Origin of the sequence: Pseudoroseomonas cervicalis (assembly GCF_030818485.1) — a bacterium.
GTDB lineage: Bacteria > Pseudomonadota > Alphaproteobacteria > Acetobacterales > Acetobacteraceae > Pseudoroseomonas > Pseudoroseomonas cervicalis_A.
Map to the genome: position 1 here is coordinate 1 of NZ_JAUTAJ010000002.1, position 16,483 is coordinate 16,483.

Consider the following 16,483-nt stretch of genomic DNA (forward strand, 5'->3'; position numbering starts at 1 on the left):
AGGCCGCCGAGCGCGCGGCGCGCGAGCGGCCGATGTGGCAGGCGCTGGTGAAATCCTCCGGCGCCAGCGCCGACTGAGCCGACCCCGGCCGGGCGGGCGAGACCCCTTCCCGGCCGCTCCTGCCCATGGCAGCTCTGCCTGCCCGCCCTTCAGGATGCTCCGCATGACCGACCTCGCCAGCCCCCTGCAGATCGCCCGCCCGCCCCTGCTCGAGCTGGGCGGCGGCCTGGCGCCGAAGCTGGGCCAATGGGCCCGCGCCCGCGGCGTCACCCGCAGCCTCGTCATCGCCGATGCCTTCAATGCCGGGCGGGTGGCGCTGCTCGACCTGCCGGGCGAGGTGCAGGTCTTCGGCGAGGTGAAGCCCGAGCCGGATGTGCCGAATCTGGAAAAGGCCATCGCCATGGCCGAGGCGGTGCGGCCCGAGCTGGTGGTGGGCTTCGGCGGCGGCAGCGCCATGGATCTGGCCAAGCTGGTGGCGGTGCTGCCCGGCAGCGGCCAGTCCATCCAGGACGTGGCCGGCCCCGACAAGGTCGCCGGCCGCAAGGCGCTGCTGGCCCAGGTGCCGACCACCGCCGGCACCGGCAGCGAGGGCGGCACCCGCGCTTTGGTGACCGATCCGGCGACGCGCAACAAGATCGCGGTGCAGAGCCCGCATATGCTGGCCGACATCGCCCTGCTGGACCCGGATCTGACGCTGACCGTGCCGCCGGCGGTGACGGCAGCGACCGGCGTCGACGCCATGGCGCATTGCGTCGAGGCCTTCACCAGCCGCAAGGCGCATCCGGTGATCGATCTCTACGCGCTGGAGGGCATCCGCCTGGTCGGCCGCTTCCTGGCCCGCGCCGTCGCCGATGGCAGCGACCGCGAGGCGCGCGCCGGCCTGGCCCTGGCCTCGCTCTATGGCGGCTTCTGCCTCGGCCCGGTGAACACCACGGCGGGCCATGCGGTGGCCTATCCGCTGGGTACCCGCCACAACATCCCGCACGGCCTGGCCTGCGCCGTGATCTTCCCGCACACCCTGGCTTTCAACGCCCCGGTGATGGCGGAGAAGACCGCGCTGGTGCTCGACGCGCTGGGCCTGCCCGCCAGCAGCGAGGAGAGCACGGTGCGCGAGGCGACGCACCGCTTCTGCGCGCAGCTCGGCATCGAGATGCGGCTGGGCGCGCTCGGCGTGCCGCGCGACGACCTGCCGGCCATAGCGGCGGAGGCGCATGCCATCCGCCGGCTGCTCGACAACAATCCGCGCGATCTCAGCCAGGCGCAGATCCTGGCGATGTACGAAGCCGCCTACTGAACCTCGCCCGGGCGCGGTGATGCCGCGCCCTGCCGAGACCTGACCGGGCAGGTGCCCGGCGGGGGCTTGGCCCGGCGCGGGGCTGCCCCGCCCGGCGCCAAGGCAACCCGCCGCCCCTCACGCCAGTTTCAGCCCCATCGATGGCGTGGCGGAAAGGGCGGATCATGGCGGAGAAGCTGCGGCACGAGGATTATCATGGCCCCTCCGGCGGCTGGGGCTCGGTGCGCTCGCTGGGCAACATCCTACGGCGGGAGGGCAATTCCGCCAGCACCGCGCTCGCCATGCGGCAGCAGAACAAGGAAGGCGGCTTCATGTGCGTCTCCTGCGCATGGGCCAAGCCGTCGCCGCCGCATCTCTTCGAATTCTGCGAAAACGGCGCCAAGGCCACCGCCTGGGATTTGACCAGCGAGCGTGTCGCCCCCGATTTCTTCGCCCGCCACACGGTGACGGAGCTGGAGGGCTGGTCCGACCACGCGCTGGAACAGGCCGGCCGCCTGACCGAGCCGATGCGCTGGGACGAGACCACCGACCGCTACGTCCCCGTCTCCTGGCAGAAGGCCTTCGCCGAGATCGGCGCGGAATTGCGCGCCATGCAGCCGGACGAGGCGATCTTCTACGCCTCCGGCCGCGCCAGCAACGAGGCCTCCTATCTGTGGCAGCTGATGGCGCGCGCCTATGGCACCAACAACCTGCCCGATTCCTCGAATATGTGCCATGAGAGCACCTCGGTCGCGCTGCCGCAGTCGATCGGCGTGCCGGTCGGCACCGTCACGCTCGAGGATTTCGAGCAGACCGATTTCATCATGATCTTCGGGCAGAACACGCCCACCAACAGCCCGCGCATGCTGCACCAGCTGGATGAGGCGTCGCGCCGCGGCGTGCCCATCGTGGTGATCAACCCGCTGCGCGAGCGCGGGCTGGAGCGCTTCACCAATCCGCAGAACCCGGTGCAGATGACCGCCGGCACGCCGACGCGGATCGCCCGCCACCTGCTGCAGCCGCGCCCGGGCGGCGATCTGGCGCTGATCGCCGGCCTCTGCAAGACGCTGCTGGAGATGGAGGACGCGGCGAAGCGCGAGGGTGGAAGCCCCGTGCTGGACCACGCCTTCATCGCCGAGCACACAAAGGGTTTCGAGGCCTTCGCCGACGCGCTGCGCAGCAAGGACTGGGCGGAGATCGAACAGCATTCCGGCCTGAAGCGCAGCGCCATCGAGATCCTGGCGCACGAATACGCCAAGGCGGAGCGGGTGCTGGGCGTTTATGGCATGGGGCTGACGCAGCACCGCGCGGGGGTGGAGACGGTGCGCATGCTGGTCTCCCTGTTGCTGATGCGCGGCCAGATGGGCAAGCCCGGTGCCGGCATCTGCCCGGTGCGCGGCCATTCCAACGTGCAGGGCCAGCGCGCCGTCTGGATCACCGAGAAGCCGGAGCTCGCCCCGCTCGACAAACTCGAAGAAATGTTCGATTTCGCGCCGCCGCGCGAGAAGGGCACCGATGTCGTCGAGGCCGCGGGCCGCATCATCGAGGGCAAGGCGCGCGCCGTGCTGCAGCTGGGCGGCAATCTGGTGCGCTCCCTGCCCGAGCACGGGCTGCTGGTGCCGGCCTGGCGCAGGCTGCGGCTGACGGTGATGATCACCACCAAGCTCAACCGCAGCCATCTGGTGCATGGACGCCGCGCCTATCTGCTGCCCTGCCTCAGCCGCATCGAGATCGACCGCCAGGCAAGCGGGCCGCAGATCACCTCGATGGAGGACAGCACCTCCTGCATCCATCCCTCGCGCGGCATCCGCGAGCCGGCGAGTTCCGAACTGCGCTCCGAACCCGCCATCATTGCCGGGCTGGCGAAAGCGATGCTGGCGCCGAACCCGAAGCTGGACTGGGATGGCTGGGTCGCCGATTACGAGCGCATCCGCGCGCTGATCGCCGAGACCCACCCGGAATGGTATCATGACTACAGCCGCCGCATGCGCGAGCCGGGCGGTTTCCACCGCGCCAACCCGGCGCGCGAGCGCGTCTGGAAGACCGAAACGGGCAAGGCGAATTTCCTGACGCTGCGCAGCCTGGACGGCAATCCGGACATGCCGCAGGTCGAGGGCACGCTGGCGCTGATGACGGTGCGCAGCAACGACCAGTTCAACACCACCATCTATGGCTATGACGACCGTTTCCGCGGCATCAGCGGCAGCCGCGAGGTGGTGATGCTGAGCGCCGCCGACATGCGGCGGCTGGGGCTGCAGGAGGGCGACCGCGTCGACCTCGCCACCGTCGCCGATGACGGGGTGGAGCGGCGCGTGCGCAACCTCCAGGCGGTGGAATACGACCTGCCGGAGGGCAGCGCCGCCGGCTACTACCCGGAATGCAACCCGCTGCTGCCGCTCTGGCACCATGCGCGCGAAAGCCATGTGCCGGCCGCCAAATCCATCCCCGTGCGGGTGGAGCGCGTGGCGGGCTGACCGCGCGGGCGGCGGGCGATGCGCGGGCGCTGGCTGCTGGCGGGGGCGCTGCTGCTGGCCGGGCTCGGCGCCGGCGCGGCCTGGATGCTCTCCGCCCCGCGCCCCGCCTTCGCCGAGGCCGAGGCGGCGCGCTTCGAGGGCGGCGACGCGGCGCGCGGGCGCCTGGTCTTCGCCGCCGGGGATTGCGCCTCCTGCCATGCCAGCCCCGGGCAGGAGGAGCGGCTGCGCCTCGGCGGCGGCATGCGGCTGGCCGGGCCGGTGGGCTATTTCCGCCCGCCCAATATCTCACCGCATCCCGAGGATGGCATCGGCCGCTGGCGCGGCATCGACCTGGCCAATGCGCTGATGGCCGGTGTCTCGCCCGGGGGCGAGCATTATTATCCGGCCCTGCCCTATGTCGCCTTTGCGCGCATGCGGCCGCAGGATGTCGCCGATCTCTGGGCCTATCTGCGCAGCCTGCCGCCGGTGGCCGGCCGGCCGCCGCCGCATGAGCTGCCGCTGCCCTTCCGGCTGCGCCGCGCCATCGGGCTGTGGAAGCTGCTCTATCTCGACCGCAGCCCGATCCTGCCCGACCCGGCGCGCGACGCGGCGTGGAATCGCGGGCGCTACCTGGCGGAGGCGCTGATGCATTGCGCCGAATGCCATTCCGGCCGCAACCTGGCCGGCGCGGTGGATCAGGCCACGCGCTATGCCGGCGGCCCCGATCCCGAGGGCACCGGCTATGCCCCCAACATCACCCCCACCGGCATCGGCCACTGGTCGCGCGCCGAGCTGCTGCGCGCGCTGGGCGAGGGCGTGACGCCGGATGGCAGGCGGCTCGGCGCCAGCATGGCGGAGGTGGTGACCAACCTGGCCGCGCTGCCGGAGGAGGATCGCGCCGCCATCGCCGACTATATCCGCGCCCTGCCGCCGCGCCCGACGACACCGCCCTGAGCGGCGGCGCTAGCGGCTGTAGAGGAAGGCGGCGATGTCGCGCGCCTCGGCCTCGCGCAGCGCATTGGCGGGCATGGCGGTGTTGGGGGCGAAGCGGCGCGGGTCGGTGATCCAGGCCATCAGATTCTCCGCCGTGTTGGGCAGCACCCCGCCGAGATAGACACGCTGGCGCAGCCCGTCGAGCGGCGCGGCGACACGGCCATCGGCGCCCGGCACGCCGGGGATGCTGTGGCAGCCGCCGCAGCCATGGCGGATCAGCAGCGGGGGCGCGCGCGACGGCTCGCCGCCGGTGATGGCGCGGGCGATCCCGATCCGCTCCTGCCGCGCGGCGTAGAGCGGCCAGGCCAGGCCGCCCGCCGCCAGCAGCAGCGCCGCCAGCGCCCAGCCGAGGCGTCTAGGCCGTGCCATGCACGGCCTCCCTCTGCGCCGCGCCGCTGCGGCGGATCCAGCGCGCCAGCAGCGCCAGCGCGGCGATGACATAGGCGATGCCGCCCGGCGCCCACATCACCAGCCCGGCGATCTGCTGGTCCTCCAGCGGCGTCAGCCCCCAGAGCGCCGCCTGCTGCGTCTGCTGCGCATAGAGCACACGCGGCGCGAAGGTCAGCAGCGCGCCGAGCAGCCCGGTGTGCAGCATGGTGGCCAGCAGATGCAGCGCGCCCAGCGCCGGATGCGCCCGGCGCAGCACCGCCCACCAGAACAGCAGCGCGGCGGCCAGGAAGCTCAGATGCTGGGCGCGGTGCAGGGCCGTGTCGGTGACGGTGGCGTCGAACAGCGGCGGCCAGTGCCACAGCCAGATGGCGACGGCGTGCAGCAGCGTGGCCAGGCCCGGCGCGGTCAGCCGGCGCAGCAGGCGCCCCGCCCCGGCGCGGCGCAGCCCGCGCAGCAGGCGCTGCCGCGTTCCATGCGGAAAGGCCCAGAGCGCCGCCGCCGCCGGCCCGCCCAGCACCAGCAGCGGCGCCGCCAGCACCATGAGCACTTCATGCTCGATCATATGCGCGGTGAAGAGATGCTCGCCCCACCAATGCAGCGGCGAGCACAGCGCCAGCAGCAGCGCCAGCCAGCCCAGCGCGTAGCAGGCCACCGCGCCGGCGCCGATGCCGCGCCCGGCGCCGCGATGGTGCCACAGCCGCGCGCAGCCGGCGGCGTAGAGCGTGCCCGCCAGCAGCAGCGGCAACATGATGACCGGGTCGAAGCTCCAGCGCGGCGTGTCGCCATGCGGGTCGGCGCCATGCGCCAGCGCCAGGCCGGGCGCCAGCAGCAGCAGCGCCCAGGGGGTGGCGGCGCGGGCGATCATCGCTCGCACCCGGTCAGCAGCAGCGCCGAGAGGCCCTGCAGCAGCAAAGCGAGCGCCAGCATCAGGCCAAGCCCGGCGCCGAGGCGCAGCAGCAGCGCGGTGCTGCCTGTGCGCTGCCCGGCGCCGCGCCAGGCGAGCCAGGCGCCGCCCAGAGACAAGGCGGTGAACAGCGCCGAGAGCCAGGCCCCCGGCCGCCAGGACAGGCCGCATTCGGCATAGGGCAGGATCTGGCCGAGCTGGGTGTTCAGCGACCACAGCGCCGGCGGCAGCGCCAGGCCGGCCAGGGCCAGCCAGAGCGGCGGCGCCCTCACAGCCGGGGCAGCCCGTAGATCAGCAGGAAGATCGGCGGCCAGGTCAGCACGACGAAATTCCAGTACAGCGCACCGTCGCGCACATCGTCGAAGCGGCGCGGATTCTCCGCATGGCGGGTGAACATCAACGCCGCCAGCACGAAGGTTTCCACCAGATCGGTCAGCACATGGGTCGTGTGCAGGCCGAGCATCATCCACAGCGCCGAGCCATAGGCGCTGTCGTCCCAGGACACGCCGAGCGCGGCGAATTCGTGGATCCGCGGCACCAGCGCCAGCGTGCCGAGCAGCGCCATCACCACCAGCCCGAGGCGCACGCGGCGCAGGTCGTGCCGCGCCGCCCAGCGCGACAGCAGCAGGTTGGGAACCAGGCTCAGCAGCAGCAGCAGCGTCATCAGCGCGCCGGGGCCGGGCCGCGGCAGCGGCGCGCCCTGCGGCGGCCAGGCGGGGGAGAGGCTGGCCAGGTAGAGCAGGATCGCCGCCATCAGCGCGAAGCCGGTGCCCTCGATCAGCATGAAGGCCAGCGTGCCCCACCAGCTGGGGCTGCCGCTGCCGCGGCAATGCATCGGCAGGCGGGAGAGGTCGAGCACCGGGCGGGGCGTCATGATTCATCCTCCGGGCTGCCGCCGGGCCAGAACCACAGGACCAGCGCCACCGCCACCGGCAGCGCGCCCCAGACCACCGCCCAGGGGGTGAAGACCGAGCCCAGCAGCATGGCGCTGGTGGTGAGCGCCGCGACCAGCGGCCAGAGCGACGGCCGGGGCGAGGCCTCGCGCGCCTCGGGCCGGGCACTCCCCGGGCTGGTGATCAGCAGCTCCCGCCGGTCCAGCCGCAGGCCGGTGGCCACCGGCAGCTCGCCCGGATGGTCCCAGAGCGGCGCGGCGCTGTGCACCACCGGCATCTGCGCGAAATTGTAGCTCGGCGGCGGCGAGGGCGTGGCCCATTCCAGCCCCGGCGCGCCCCAGGGATTCTCCCCCGCCGGCGCGCCATGCCGCGCGCTGCGCCAGGCATCGACGAAAAACAGCAGGAAGCCGGCGGCCAGCGGCAGCGCCGCCAGGCTGACGAAGAGGTTCAGCCCGTCCCAGCCCAGCCCCGGCGGATAGGTGTAGACGCGCCGCGTCATGCCCATCAGCCCGAGCAGATGCATCGGGAAGAAGGTGAGCTGGAACCCCAGGAACAGCAGCCCGACCACCCAGCGCCCCAGCCGCTCGCTCATCATCCGGCCGGTGAATTTCGGGTACCAGTAATAGACCGCGCCGAGCAGCGGGAAGACCGCACCGCCGATCAGCACATAGTGGAAATGCGCCACGACGAAGTAGCTGTCATGCAGCTGGGTGTCGAGCGGCACGGAGGCCACCATCACCCCGGTCATGCCGCCGAGCACGAAGGTGAAGAAGAAGGCCAGGATGAACAGGAAGGGCGTGCGCCAGACCGGCCGGCCGGTGCAGATCGTCGCCAGCCAGCAGAAGATCTGCAGCCCGCTCGGCACCGCGATCGCCATGGAGGAGGCGGTGAATAAGCCCTCCCCGCTGCGCGGCAGGCCGGTGGTGAACATGTGGTGCACCCAGAGGCCGAAGGAGAGCACCCCCGTGCCGAGCAGCGCCAGCACCAGCGGCAGGTAGCCGAAGACCGGGCGGCGGGTGAAGGCGGGCAGCATGGCGGAGATCATGCCGACCGCGGGGAGGAAGATGATGTAGACCTCGGGATGGCCGAAGAACCAGAACAGGTGCTGCCACAGCAGCACGTCACCGCCCTCGGCCGGGTTGAAGAAATGCGTGCCCACCAGCCGGTCGAGGATCAGCGCCGTGCTGGCCAGCATCACCGCCGGCATGGCCAGGATGATGACGAAGGAGGTGACCAGCATCGACCAGACGAAGAGCGGGATGCGGTCCAGCGTCATGCCCGGCGCGCGCTGCTTCAGCACGGTGACGACGGTGCCGACGGCGATGGCCAGCGCCGAGATCTCGGTGAAGCTGATCATCTGCGCCCAGATGTCGACGCGCTTGCCGGCCGAGTACTGGGGGCCGGAGAGCGGCACATAGGCGAACCAGCCGGCATCCGGCCCCATGCGCAGCAGGAAGGCGCCCCACAGCACCAGCCCGCCGATCAGGTACATCCAGTAGGAGAAGGCGTTCAGCCGCGGGAAGGCCAGGTTGCGCGTGCCGATCATCAGCGGCACCAGATAGGAGCCCATCGCCTGCATCACCGGCACGGCGAAGAGGAACATCATGTTGGTGCCGTGCACGGTGAAGACCTGGTTGTACAGATCGGCATCCAGCAGCCGCGCCTCGGGCCGCGCCAGCTGCCAGCGCATCAGCAGCGCCAGCACCCCGCCCAGCGCCAGGAAAGCGAAGGCGGTGTAGAGATAGCGCCGGCCGATCACCTTGTGGTCGACGCTGGCCAGGGCGCCGATCAGCCCGGGCCTCGTGTCCCACAGCCGGCGCAGCGCGGCGTCCAGCAGCGCGGGCTGCAGCCCGGTGTCGCGCAGCGTGCCGTCGGGCGGCGGCGTCCCGGCGCTCATCGCAGCCCCGCCAGATAGGCGGTGACGGCCTGCAGCTCATCGGCCGCCAGCGGCACCAGCGGCATCAGATTGCCGGGCTTCAGCGTCTGCGGATCGGCGATCCAGGCGGCGAGCGCGCCGCGTGTCAGCGGCAGCCGCCCCGCCGCCAGCTCCTGGCGCGAGGCCAGATGCGTCAGGTCCGGCCCCAGCGTCCCGGCCGCCGCGGTGCCGCGCACCGTGTGGCAGGCGGCGCAGGGCCGCGCCTCGAACAGCGCCCGACCGCGCGCCGCCTCGGCCTCCTGCGGCGGCGCGGCGGGGGCGCGCTGCGCCGCCAGCCAGGCGGCGAAATCCGGCGCCGGCTCGGCCACCACCAGCAGCGCCATATGGGCGTGCTGCAGCCCGCAGAATTCGGCGCATTGGCCGCGATGGCGGCCGGGCGCGCGGGCCGTCAGCAGCAGGGTGTTGTCGCGGCCGGGGATCATGTCCTGCTTGCCGGCCAGCGCCGGCACCCAGAAGGAATGGATGACATCCGCCGCCTCCAGCCGCAGCTGCACCGGGCGGCCGACCGGCAGGCGCAGCTCATTGGCGGTGACGATCTCAGGGCCGCCCTCGGGGTCGGGGTAGCGGATCTCCCACCACCATTGCAGGCCGCGCAGCGTGACCACCAGCGGCGGCTCGGCGCTGGCATGCAGCGGGCGGGTGGCCAGGTAGCTCGCCACCGAGAGGCCGATGACGGTGAGCGCCGTGGCCCCGGTCGCCAGCGCCACCGACAGCCCGGCGCGGCGCCCGGCCTGCGGCCCGGCCGGATGGCGGCGGCGCCACCACAGCCCGGCGGCCAGCACCAGCAGCACGGCCAGCCAGATGCCGCCCAGCAGCAGGGTGAAGCCATGGAACAGCCGCGCCAGCCCCTCGGCCATCGGGCCGGCCGGGTCCAGCGCGCCGGGCAGGGTGGTGCAGCCGCCGCAGAGCGGGATCGGCGCCAGCAGGGCGAGGCCGCGCCGCGTCACGGGCGCAGCGGAAAGCTGGCGGCGGGGGCGCGGTTCTCCGCCGGGCGGGTCTGCGGCCGGTCGCTGCGGCCGGGGGCCGCCGCCTCCACCCGGTAGCCGCCCAGCAGCTGCACATAGCCGGCCAGCTGCCAGATCTGCGGCGGCGTCAGCCGCTCGCGGAAGGCGGGCATGCCGCCGGGGCGGCCATCGCGGATGCTGGCATAGAGGCTGGCCAGATCCGCCCCGTATTGCCACCAGCCATCCAGCAGCGCCGGGCCGCGCCCGGCCACGCCCTGGCCCTCGGCATGGCAGGACTGGCAGCCGAAGCCCTCGAACAGCCGCTTGCCCTCGGCCAGCTGGTAGGCATTGCGGCGGAACGGGTCGCCGAGCGCCACCAGCACCTCGGGCGGGCGGCCGCCAATGCCGCCGGGCAGCAGCGCCACCTGGTCCAGCGCGGCGGCGAGGGGCGGATCCTGCCGCGCCTGGCGCTGCTCACGCTTGCAGCCGGCCAGCGCCAGCACCGCCGGCAGCAGCGCGGCCAGCCACAGCCCGCGCCGCGGGCGCTGGCCGGACACTCCTGGAACGCAACCGGACATACGCTGCCACCCCCATGGCCCGGTCCGCCGCACGCGCGGCGGACCCTGGCCTTAACCGGGGAGGGCGAAAACGGTTCCGGCGCCGTTTGCGGATCGCCGGCTCAGCCGGCGGTGCCGTCCCCCGCCGCATCGGCCTGGCGGTCCAGATGCTCGGCCAGGCCGGGCGGCAGCTTCAGCCGCTGCGCCAGCGCCTGCAGATAGGCGCGCTCCTCCGGCTGGTCCGGATCCACCGCCAGGCGGGAGACCAGATACAGCTCCGCCGCCTGTTCCTCGGTGCGGGCGCTGGCGGCGATCTCGCCGGGGCCGATCGCGGCGGAGAGCGCGTCGAAGACGAAGGCCTTGCCCTCGGCATCCAGCCCCATCGCCTCGACCCGGGCGAAGATGCGCTGATGCTCCGCGGCATCGATATGCCCATCCGCCTTGGCGGCGGCGATCATGGCGCGCACCAGCGCCAGCTCGAAGGGCTGGCCATCGGCGGCGGGGGCGGCCGGCGGCAGGTAGCGCGGCTCGACCCGGGCCGCCTCCTGCGGCGTCGCCACCGGGGCGGAGGCCGGGTTCTGCCCGCTGCGCCAGTTCTCATAGGCGCGGCTGGCCAGCGCGCCCAGCATCGCGGCGGCGCCATGGCTCAGCACGCCGCCGAAGCCGCCCTTTTTCTTCTTCTTGCCGCCCAGCAGCAGGCCGAGCACGCCGCCCGCCGCCCCGCCGGCGGCGAAGCCGCCCATGCTGCCGAGCCCGCCGCCGCCCCGGCCGCCGAGCGCCTGCTGCGCCGCCTGGCGCGCCGCCTCGGCCATGCCGCCCAGCCCGGCGCCGAGGCCGCCCGCCGCGCCGCTGGCGGGCTGGCCGGGATTCAGCCAGGGCGAGGCCCCGCCGGGGCGCGGCGCCGGGGCTTGCCCCTGGCCGGGCGCGCCGGGGCTGAGGAAGCGGTCGAGCAGGGTCTTGGCGTCGATCATGCGCCTGATGTCGGGAGCGCCGGGGCGGCGGACAAGATGGAGAAAGCGTCACCTTTGCGCCAGCGCCGGGCGCTGCCGAGCATAGGGCCGCAGCGGGGCTGCGGCGCCAAACGCGGTGCCGCCCTTCCGGAGCGGGGCTTCCAACCCGCCCGGCGAAGCGCGGCTCCTGCCCCTGCCCTGCCCGTCCTGCCCTCCGGCCCCCCCGCCGCCCGGCCCCGCCCCCTCCAGCGGGGCGGCAGGCGTTACCCGGCCGGGACCGTGCTGCCCAGCGCCCCGGGCGGCCGATCGGCATTGCCCGCCAACCGTCGCGGCCGCGCGGCATTGAAGAGGGATGCGAAGGCCGAGTGTCGAGGCTTCCGGGCACAATCGATGGAGGATCTGATGCGAAACCCTGACTTCGCAGCGACCAGGCGCGACCTGGTGATCGGCGCCACGGCCTCCGCCGCCGCGGCGGCGTCGGCGCCGTCGCAGGCGCAGCCCATCCCGGCCACCCCCGACCCTGCCAGCACGGGAGCACCCCCCATGGATGTCAGCTTCACCGTCAATGGCGTGCGGCACAGCCTGTCGCTCGATACCCGCACCACCCTGCTCGACGCGCTGCGCGAGCATCTGCGGCTGACCGGCAGCAAGAAGGGCTGCGACCATGGCCAGTGCGGCGCCTGCACGGTGATGGTGGGCGGACGGCGCATCAATGCCTGCCTGAGCCTCGCGGTGATGCATGAGGGCGACGCGATCACCACCATCGAGGGGCTGGGCCAGCCGGACCGGCTGCACCCGATGCAGGCGGCCTTCGTGAAGCATGATGGCTACCAGTGCGGCTATTGCACGCCGGGGCAGATCTGCTCCGCCGTCGCCGTGCTGGAGGAGATCAGGGCCGGCATCCCGAGCCACGCCACCGCCGAGCTCGACGCCGCGCCGCGCGTGACGGCGGAGGAGATCCGCGAGCGGATGAGCGGCAATCTCTGCCGCTGCGGCGCCTATTCCAACATCGTCGATGCGATCACCGAGGTCGCGGAGCGCCCGGCATGAAGCCCTTCACCTATGAGCGCGCCGCCTCCCCCGCGGCGGCCGCGGCCGCCGCGGCGCGCCATCCGGGCGCGAAATTCATCGCCGGCGGCACCAATCTCCTCGACCTGATGAAGCTGCAGATCGAGACGCCGGAGCATCTGATCGACGTCAACGGCCTCGCCCTCGACCGCATCGAGGCCACGCCGGAAGGCGGGCTGCGCATCGGCGCGCTGGTGCGCAACACCGACCTGGCCGCCGATGCGCGGGTGCGGCGCGACTACGCCCTGCTCTCCCGCGCCCTGCTGGCCGGCGCCTCGGGCCAGCTGCGCAACAAGGCGACCACGGCGGGCAACCTGCTGCAGCGCACGCGCTGCCCCTATTTCTACGACACCAACCAGCCCTGCAACAAACGCCAGCCCGGCAGCGGCTGCGCGGCGATCGGCGGCTACAGCCGCCAGCTCGCGGTCATCGGCCAGAGCGAGCACTGCATCGCCACCAACCCCTCCGACATGGCGGTGGCGCTGCGCGCGCTGGACGCGGTGGTGGAGACGGTGAAGCCGGATGGCACGACACGCGCCATCCCGGTCGCCGAATTCCACCGCCTGCCCGGCGACACGCCGCAGCGCGAGACGGCGCTGGAGACGGGCGAGCTGATCACCGCCGTGACGCTGCCGCCGCCGGTGGGCGGCGTGCAGATCTACCGCAAGGTGCGCGACCGGGCGTCCTACGCCTTCGCCCTGGTCTCGGTCGGCGTCATCCTGCAGCGCGACGGCACGGGGCGGGTGGCGCTGGGCGGCGTGGCGCACCGGCCCTGGCGCGTCGAGGCGGCGGAGGCCGAGCTGCGGCGCGGCGCCGGGCCCGCCATGGCCGCGATCCTGGCCGGTGCCAGGCCCACCGAGGACAATGCCTTCAAGGTGAAGCTGGCGGAACGCACCCTGGCCGCCGTGCTGGCCGAGGCGAGGAGCTGAGCGCCATGAAGTTCGACACCCCCGCCACCACCAACCCGATCGACCAGCTGCGCGTCATCGGCCAGCCGCTCGACCGCATCGACGGCCCGCTGAAGACCACGGGGCGCGCGCCCTATGCCTATGAGCAGCACGAGGCGGTGCCGGATGCGGCCTATGGCGTCGTGGTCGGCGCCGGCATCGCCAAGGGGCGCATCCGCGGCTTCGACCTGGCCGCCGCCCGCGCCGCGCCCGGCGTGCTCGCCATCGTGACGCATGAGAATGCCGGCGCGCTCGGCAAGGGCTCGCGCAACACCGCCCGGCTGCTGGGCGGGCCGGAGGTGGAGCATTACCACCAGGCCATCGCCCTCGTGGTGGCCGAACGCTTCGAGCAGGCGCGCGCCGCGGCGCAGCTGCTGCGCGTCGACTATGCCGAAGCCGAGGGCGCCTTCGACCTGGCGGCGGCGCGCGACGATGCGGCGAAGGTCCCGCAATCGGCCAGCGCCACCGGCGATTTCGAGGGCGCCTTCGCCCGGGCGCCGGTGCAGCTCGACGCCACCTACACCACGCCCGACCAGAGCCATGCGATGATGGAGCCGCACGCCTCCATCGCCGCCTGGGAGGGGGACCGGCTGGTGCTCTGGACCTCCAACCAGATGATCGAATGGGGCGCCGGGGATCTGGCCCGGACGCTGCGGATGCCGCGCGAGAAGGTGCGGCTGATCTCGCCCTTCATCGGCGGCGGCTTCGGCGGCAAGCTGTTCCTGCGCGCCGATGCGCTGCTGGCCGCACTCGGCGCGCGGGCGGCGCGGCGGCCGGTGAAGGTGGCGCTGCAGCGGCCGCTGATGGCCAACAACACCACGCACCGCCCCGCCACCATCCAGCGCATCCGCATCGGGGCGGGCCAGGATGGCCGCATCACCGCGATCGGCCATGAGAGCTGGTCCGGCGACCAGAAGGAGGGCGGGCCGGAGACCGCGGTCGACCAGACCCGGCTGCTCTATGCCGGCGCCAACCGGCTGACGCAGCTGCGCCTGGCGGTGCTGGACCTGCCGGAGGGCAATGCCATGCGCGCCCCCGGCGAGGCGCCGGGGCTGATGGCGCTGGAGATCGCCATGGACGAGATGGCGGAGAAGCTGGGGATGGACCCGGTGGCGTTCCGCATCCTCAACGACACCCAGGTGGATCCGAACGACCCGCGGCGCCCCTTCTCCCAGCGCCAGCTGGCCGAATGCCTGCGCCAGGGGGCCGAGCGCTTCGGCTGGGCCCGGCGCAACCCGCGGCCGGGCCAGGCGCGCCAGGGGCGCTGGCTGACCGGCCTGGGCGTCGCGGCGGGCTTCCGCAACAATCTGGTGATGCGCTCCGGCGCGCGGCTGCGGCTCGACAGCCGGGGCGAGGTCACGGTCGAGACCGACATGACCGATATCGGCACCGGCAGCTACACCATCATCGCGCAGACGGCGGCGGAGATGATGGGCGTCGGCATCGACAAGGTCACCGTCCGGCTGGGCGATTCCGGCTTCCCGGCCTCGGCCGGCTCGGGCGGGCAATGGGGCGCCAACAGCGCCACCGCCGGCGTCTACGCCGCCGGCATCCGGCTGCGCGAGGCGGTGGCGCGGAGGCTGGGCTTCAACTCCGCCGAGGCGGTCTTCGCCGAAGGGCAGGTGCGCGCCGGCAACCGCAGCGTGCCGCTGGCGCAGGCGGCTGGCCCGGACGGCCTGGTGGCCGAGGACAGCATCGAATTCGGCGATCTCGCCAAGCGCTACCAGCAATCCACCTTCGCCGGGCATTTCGTCGAGGTGGCGGTGGATGCCGCCACCGGCGAGACGCGCATCCGCCGCATGCTGGCGGTCTGCGCCGCCGGGCGCATCCTGAACCCGAAGACGGCGCGCAGCCAGGTGATCGGCGCCATGACCATGGGAGTGGGCGGCGCGCTGATGGAGGAGCTGGCGGTGGACCGGCGCCGCGGCTTCTTCGTCAACCACGACCTGGCGGGCTATGAGGTGCCGGTGCATGCCGACATCCCGCATCAGGAGGTGGTCTTCCTCGACGAGACGGATCCGGTCTCCTCGCCGATGAAGGCCAAGGGGGTGGGCGAGCTCGGGCTGTGCGGCGTCGCCGCCGCCATCGCCAATGCCGTCTACAACGCCACGGGGGTGCGGGTGCGGGACTATCCGATCACCCTGGACAAGCATCTCGACCGGCTGCCCGGCATGGCGTGAGGCAGCCGGCGGCCCGGGCCCTCAGACCACGGCGCGGGCCGCCCGCCGCGGCGCCGGCCGGCGATGCGCGGTAACGCAGAGCACGACGCTCAGCGTCACCAGCACGAAGGCCAGCACCTCGAGCGGCGTCGGCAGGCGCCGCTCCCAAAGGAAGCCGTAGAGCAGGGCGAACAGCGTCTCGAACAGGATCATCTGCCCGACCAGGGTCAGCGGCAGCAGCCGGCTCATGCGGTTCCACAGCGCATTGCCCAGGATCGAGGCCAGCACCGCCACCCCGGCCGAGACCGCCAGCAGATGCAGCCAGGGCGCGCCGCCCGGCGGCGCGGCATGGGCGCCGATCGCCAGCGGCACCAGCAGCAGCGCCTGCGCCCCGGTGACGATGCCGGTCAGCAGGCTCCAATCATGCGCCGAGACATGGCCGAGCCGGGCCAGCCAGCGGCTGTTGCCGACCGCATAGGTGGTCCAGGAGAGCAGCGCGCCGATGGCGCAGAGCAGGCCCGTCGCCTGGACCGCCAGGGAGGACCCCTCGGGGATGGCCAGGGCCTGCCAGCCGATGCAGACGGCGCCCGCCACGCAGAGCAGCAGCGAGGCCGCCAGCCGGCGCAGCGGCACCGCCCCCTGGTCGCGGCTGCCGATCACGGTGACGGCGACGGGCAGGAAGCCGATCACCAGCGAGGTCATGGCGATTCCGCCCAGCTGCACCGCGCTGGAGAGCAGGATGTAGTAGAGGGTGTTGCCGGTGAGGGCGAGCCAGGCCAGCGCCAGCCATTCGCGCCGGCCGAGCCGGCCGGCCAGGGCGCGCCAGCGCGGCAGCAGCAGCACCGCCGAGATCAGCCCGTAGCAGGCATAGCGGCCGATGGTCAGCTCGAGCGGGCTGAACTGCCGCGCCAGCTCCGGCGCCAGGAAGACCAGCCCCCAGAGCGCGCCCGCCGCCATGCCGCAGGCAATGCCCGCCACCGTCCGTCGCTGATCCGCCATGCGTCCCTCCCGGCCGA

Annotated in this window: 15 protein-coding genes; 6 read left to right on the forward strand and 9 right to left on the reverse strand. The window is 73.1% G+C overall.

Annotated elements, in window-relative coordinates:
* Positions 1-163: 163 nt before the first annotated feature.
* The 3 genes from QE401_RS00640 to QE401_RS00650 all read left to right on the forward strand — a co-directional run bounded on the left by QE401_RS00640 (position 164) and on the right by QE401_RS00650 (position 4,680).
* A complete protein-coding gene (locus QE401_RS00640) occupies positions 164-1,294 on the forward strand; it encodes an iron-containing alcohol dehydrogenase (protein ID WP_307136320.1) in 1,131 nt (376 codons plus the stop codon).
* A 164-nt stretch (positions 1,295-1,458) separates the two neighbouring features.
* Positions 1,459-3,747, forward strand: coding sequence for an FdhF/YdeP family oxidoreductase (locus QE401_RS00645; protein WP_307136321.1), 2,289 nt, complete (start codon positions 1,459-1,461; stop codon positions 3,745-3,747).
* Positions 3,748-3,765: 18 nt separating this feature from the next.
* Positions 3,766-4,680 carry a c-type cytochrome gene (locus QE401_RS00650; protein ID WP_307136322.1) on the forward strand — a complete coding sequence of 305 codons (915 nt, stop codon included), beginning with the start codon at positions 3,766-3,768 and terminating at the stop codon, positions 4,678-4,680.
* Positions 4,681-4,689: 9 nt separating this feature from the next.
* Here QE401_RS00650 and QE401_RS00655 read toward each other — a convergent pair whose 3' ends face one another.
* From QE401_RS00655 to QE401_RS00690, 8 genes are all read right to left on the reverse strand, one after another.
* Complete coding sequence (locus QE401_RS00655) at positions 4,690-5,088, reverse strand: c-type cytochrome (RefSeq protein WP_307136323.1); 399 nt, start codon at positions 5,086-5,088, stop codon at positions 4,690-4,692.
* Positions 5,075-5,974, reverse strand: coding sequence for a cytochrome c oxidase assembly protein (locus QE401_RS00660; RefSeq protein ID WP_307136324.1), 900 nt, complete (start codon positions 5,972-5,974; stop codon positions 5,075-5,077). The genes QE401_RS00655 and QE401_RS00660 overlap by 14 nt, the downstream gene beginning before the upstream one ends.
* Positions 5,971-6,285, reverse strand: coding sequence for a hypothetical protein (locus QE401_RS00665; RefSeq protein ID WP_307136325.1), 315 nt, complete (start codon positions 6,283-6,285; stop codon positions 5,971-5,973). Before QE401_RS00665 ends, QE401_RS00660 begins: the two co-directional genes overlap by 4 nt.
* On the reverse strand, positions 6,282-6,887 hold the full coding sequence (locus QE401_RS00670; protein WP_307136326.1) for a cytochrome c oxidase subunit 3: 606 nt from the start codon (positions 6,885-6,887) through the stop codon (positions 6,282-6,284). The genes QE401_RS00665 and QE401_RS00670 overlap by 4 nt, the downstream gene beginning before the upstream one ends.
* The gene (ctaD, locus tag QE401_RS00675; protein WP_307136327.1) at positions 6,884-8,803 is read right to left on the reverse strand and encodes a cytochrome c oxidase subunit I; all 1,920 of its coding nucleotides are present in this window, start codon (positions 8,801-8,803) and stop codon (positions 6,884-6,886) included. The genes QE401_RS00670 and ctaD overlap by 4 nt, the downstream gene beginning before the upstream one ends.
* Positions 8,800-9,789 (reverse strand): cytochrome c oxidase subunit II, encoded by a 990-nt coding sequence (locus tag QE401_RS00680; protein ID WP_307136328.1) that lies wholly within the window; start codon positions 9,787-9,789, stop codon positions 8,800-8,802. Before QE401_RS00680 ends, ctaD begins: the two co-directional genes overlap by 4 nt.
* Complete coding sequence (locus tag QE401_RS00685) at positions 9,786-10,343, reverse strand: c-type cytochrome (protein ID WP_307136329.1); 558 nt, start codon at positions 10,341-10,343, stop codon at positions 9,786-9,788. The genes QE401_RS00680 and QE401_RS00685 overlap by 4 nt, the downstream gene beginning before the upstream one ends.
* Positions 10,344-10,465: 122 nt before the next feature.
* Positions 10,466-11,314, reverse strand: a complete 849-nt coding sequence (locus tag QE401_RS00690; RefSeq protein ID WP_307136330.1) for a tellurite resistance TerB family protein — start codon at positions 11,312-11,314, stop codon at positions 10,466-10,468.
* A 381-nt stretch (positions 11,315-11,695) separates the two neighbouring features.
* Here QE401_RS00690 and paoA point away from each other — a divergent pair, with 381 nt between their 5' ends.
* The 3 genes from paoA to paoC are packed head-to-tail and all read left to right on the forward strand — an operon-like array spanning position 11,696 to position 15,488.
* Complete coding sequence (paoA, locus tag QE401_RS00695) at positions 11,696-12,343, forward strand: aldehyde dehydrogenase iron-sulfur subunit PaoA (RefSeq protein ID WP_307136331.1); 648 nt, start codon at positions 11,696-11,698, stop codon at positions 12,341-12,343.
* Entirely contained in the window at positions 12,340-13,290 is a 951-nt protein-coding gene (locus tag QE401_RS00700; protein ID WP_307136332.1) for an FAD binding domain-containing protein, read from the forward strand. The genes paoA and QE401_RS00700 overlap by 4 nt, the downstream gene beginning before the upstream one ends.
* A 5-nt stretch (positions 13,291-13,295) precedes the next feature.
* A complete protein-coding gene (paoC, locus tag QE401_RS00705; RefSeq protein ID WP_307136333.1) occupies positions 13,296-15,488 on the forward strand; it encodes an aldehyde oxidoreductase molybdenum-binding subunit PaoC in 2,193 nt (730 codons plus the stop codon).
* 21 nt (positions 15,489-15,509) lie between these two features.
* Here the strand turns inward: paoC and QE401_RS00710 are convergent, their stop codons facing one another.
* The gene (locus QE401_RS00710) at positions 15,510-16,466 is read right to left on the reverse strand and encodes a DMT family transporter (protein WP_307136334.1); all 957 of its coding nucleotides are present in this window, start codon (positions 16,464-16,466) and stop codon (positions 15,510-15,512) included.
* Positions 16,467-16,483: the final 17 nt, after the last annotated feature.

Excerpts from the sequence above, each read along its gene's own strand:
- QE401_RS00670 (WP_307136326.1), bottom strand. The coding sequence starts at position 6,887 with ATGACGCCCCGCCCGGTGCTCGACCTCTCCCGCCTGCCGATGCATTGC.
- QE401_RS00655 (WP_307136323.1), bottom strand. The coding sequence starts at position 5,088 with ATGGCACGGCCTAGACGCCTCGGCTGGGCGCTGGCGGCGCTGCTGCTG.
- QE401_RS00640 (WP_307136320.1), top strand. The coding sequence starts at position 164 with ATGACCGACCTCGCCAGCCCCCTGCAGATCGCCCGCCCGCCCCTGCTC.
- QE401_RS00645 (WP_307136321.1), top strand. The coding sequence starts at position 1,459 with ATGGCGGAGAAGCTGCGGCACGAGGATTATCATGGCCCCTCCGGCGGC.
- QE401_RS00700 (WP_307136332.1), top strand. The coding sequence starts at position 12,340 with ATGAAGCCCTTCACCTATGAGCGCGCCGCCTCCCCCGCGGCGGCCGCG.
- QE401_RS00710 (WP_307136334.1), bottom strand. The coding sequence starts at position 16,466 with ATGGCGGATCAGCGACGGACGGTGGCGGGCATTGCCTGCGGCATGGCG.
- QE401_RS00650 (WP_307136322.1), top strand. The coding sequence starts at position 3,766 with ATGCGCGGGCGCTGGCTGCTGGCGGGGGCGCTGCTGCTGGCCGGGCTC.
- ctaD (WP_307136327.1), bottom strand. The coding sequence starts at position 8,803 with ATGAGCGCCGGGACGCCGCCGCCCGACGGCACGCTGCGCGACACCGGG.
- paoA (WP_307136331.1), top strand. The coding sequence starts at position 11,696 with ATGCGAAACCCTGACTTCGCAGCGACCAGGCGCGACCTGGTGATCGGC.
- paoC (WP_307136333.1), top strand. The coding sequence starts at position 13,296 with ATGAAGTTCGACACCCCCGCCACCACCAACCCGATCGACCAGCTGCGC.
- QE401_RS00690 (WP_307136330.1), bottom strand. The coding sequence starts at position 11,314 with ATGATCGACGCCAAGACCCTGCTCGACCGCTTCCTCAGCCCCGGCGCG.
- QE401_RS00660 (WP_307136324.1), bottom strand. The coding sequence starts at position 5,974 with ATGATCGCCCGCGCCGCCACCCCCTGGGCGCTGCTGCTGCTGGCGCCC.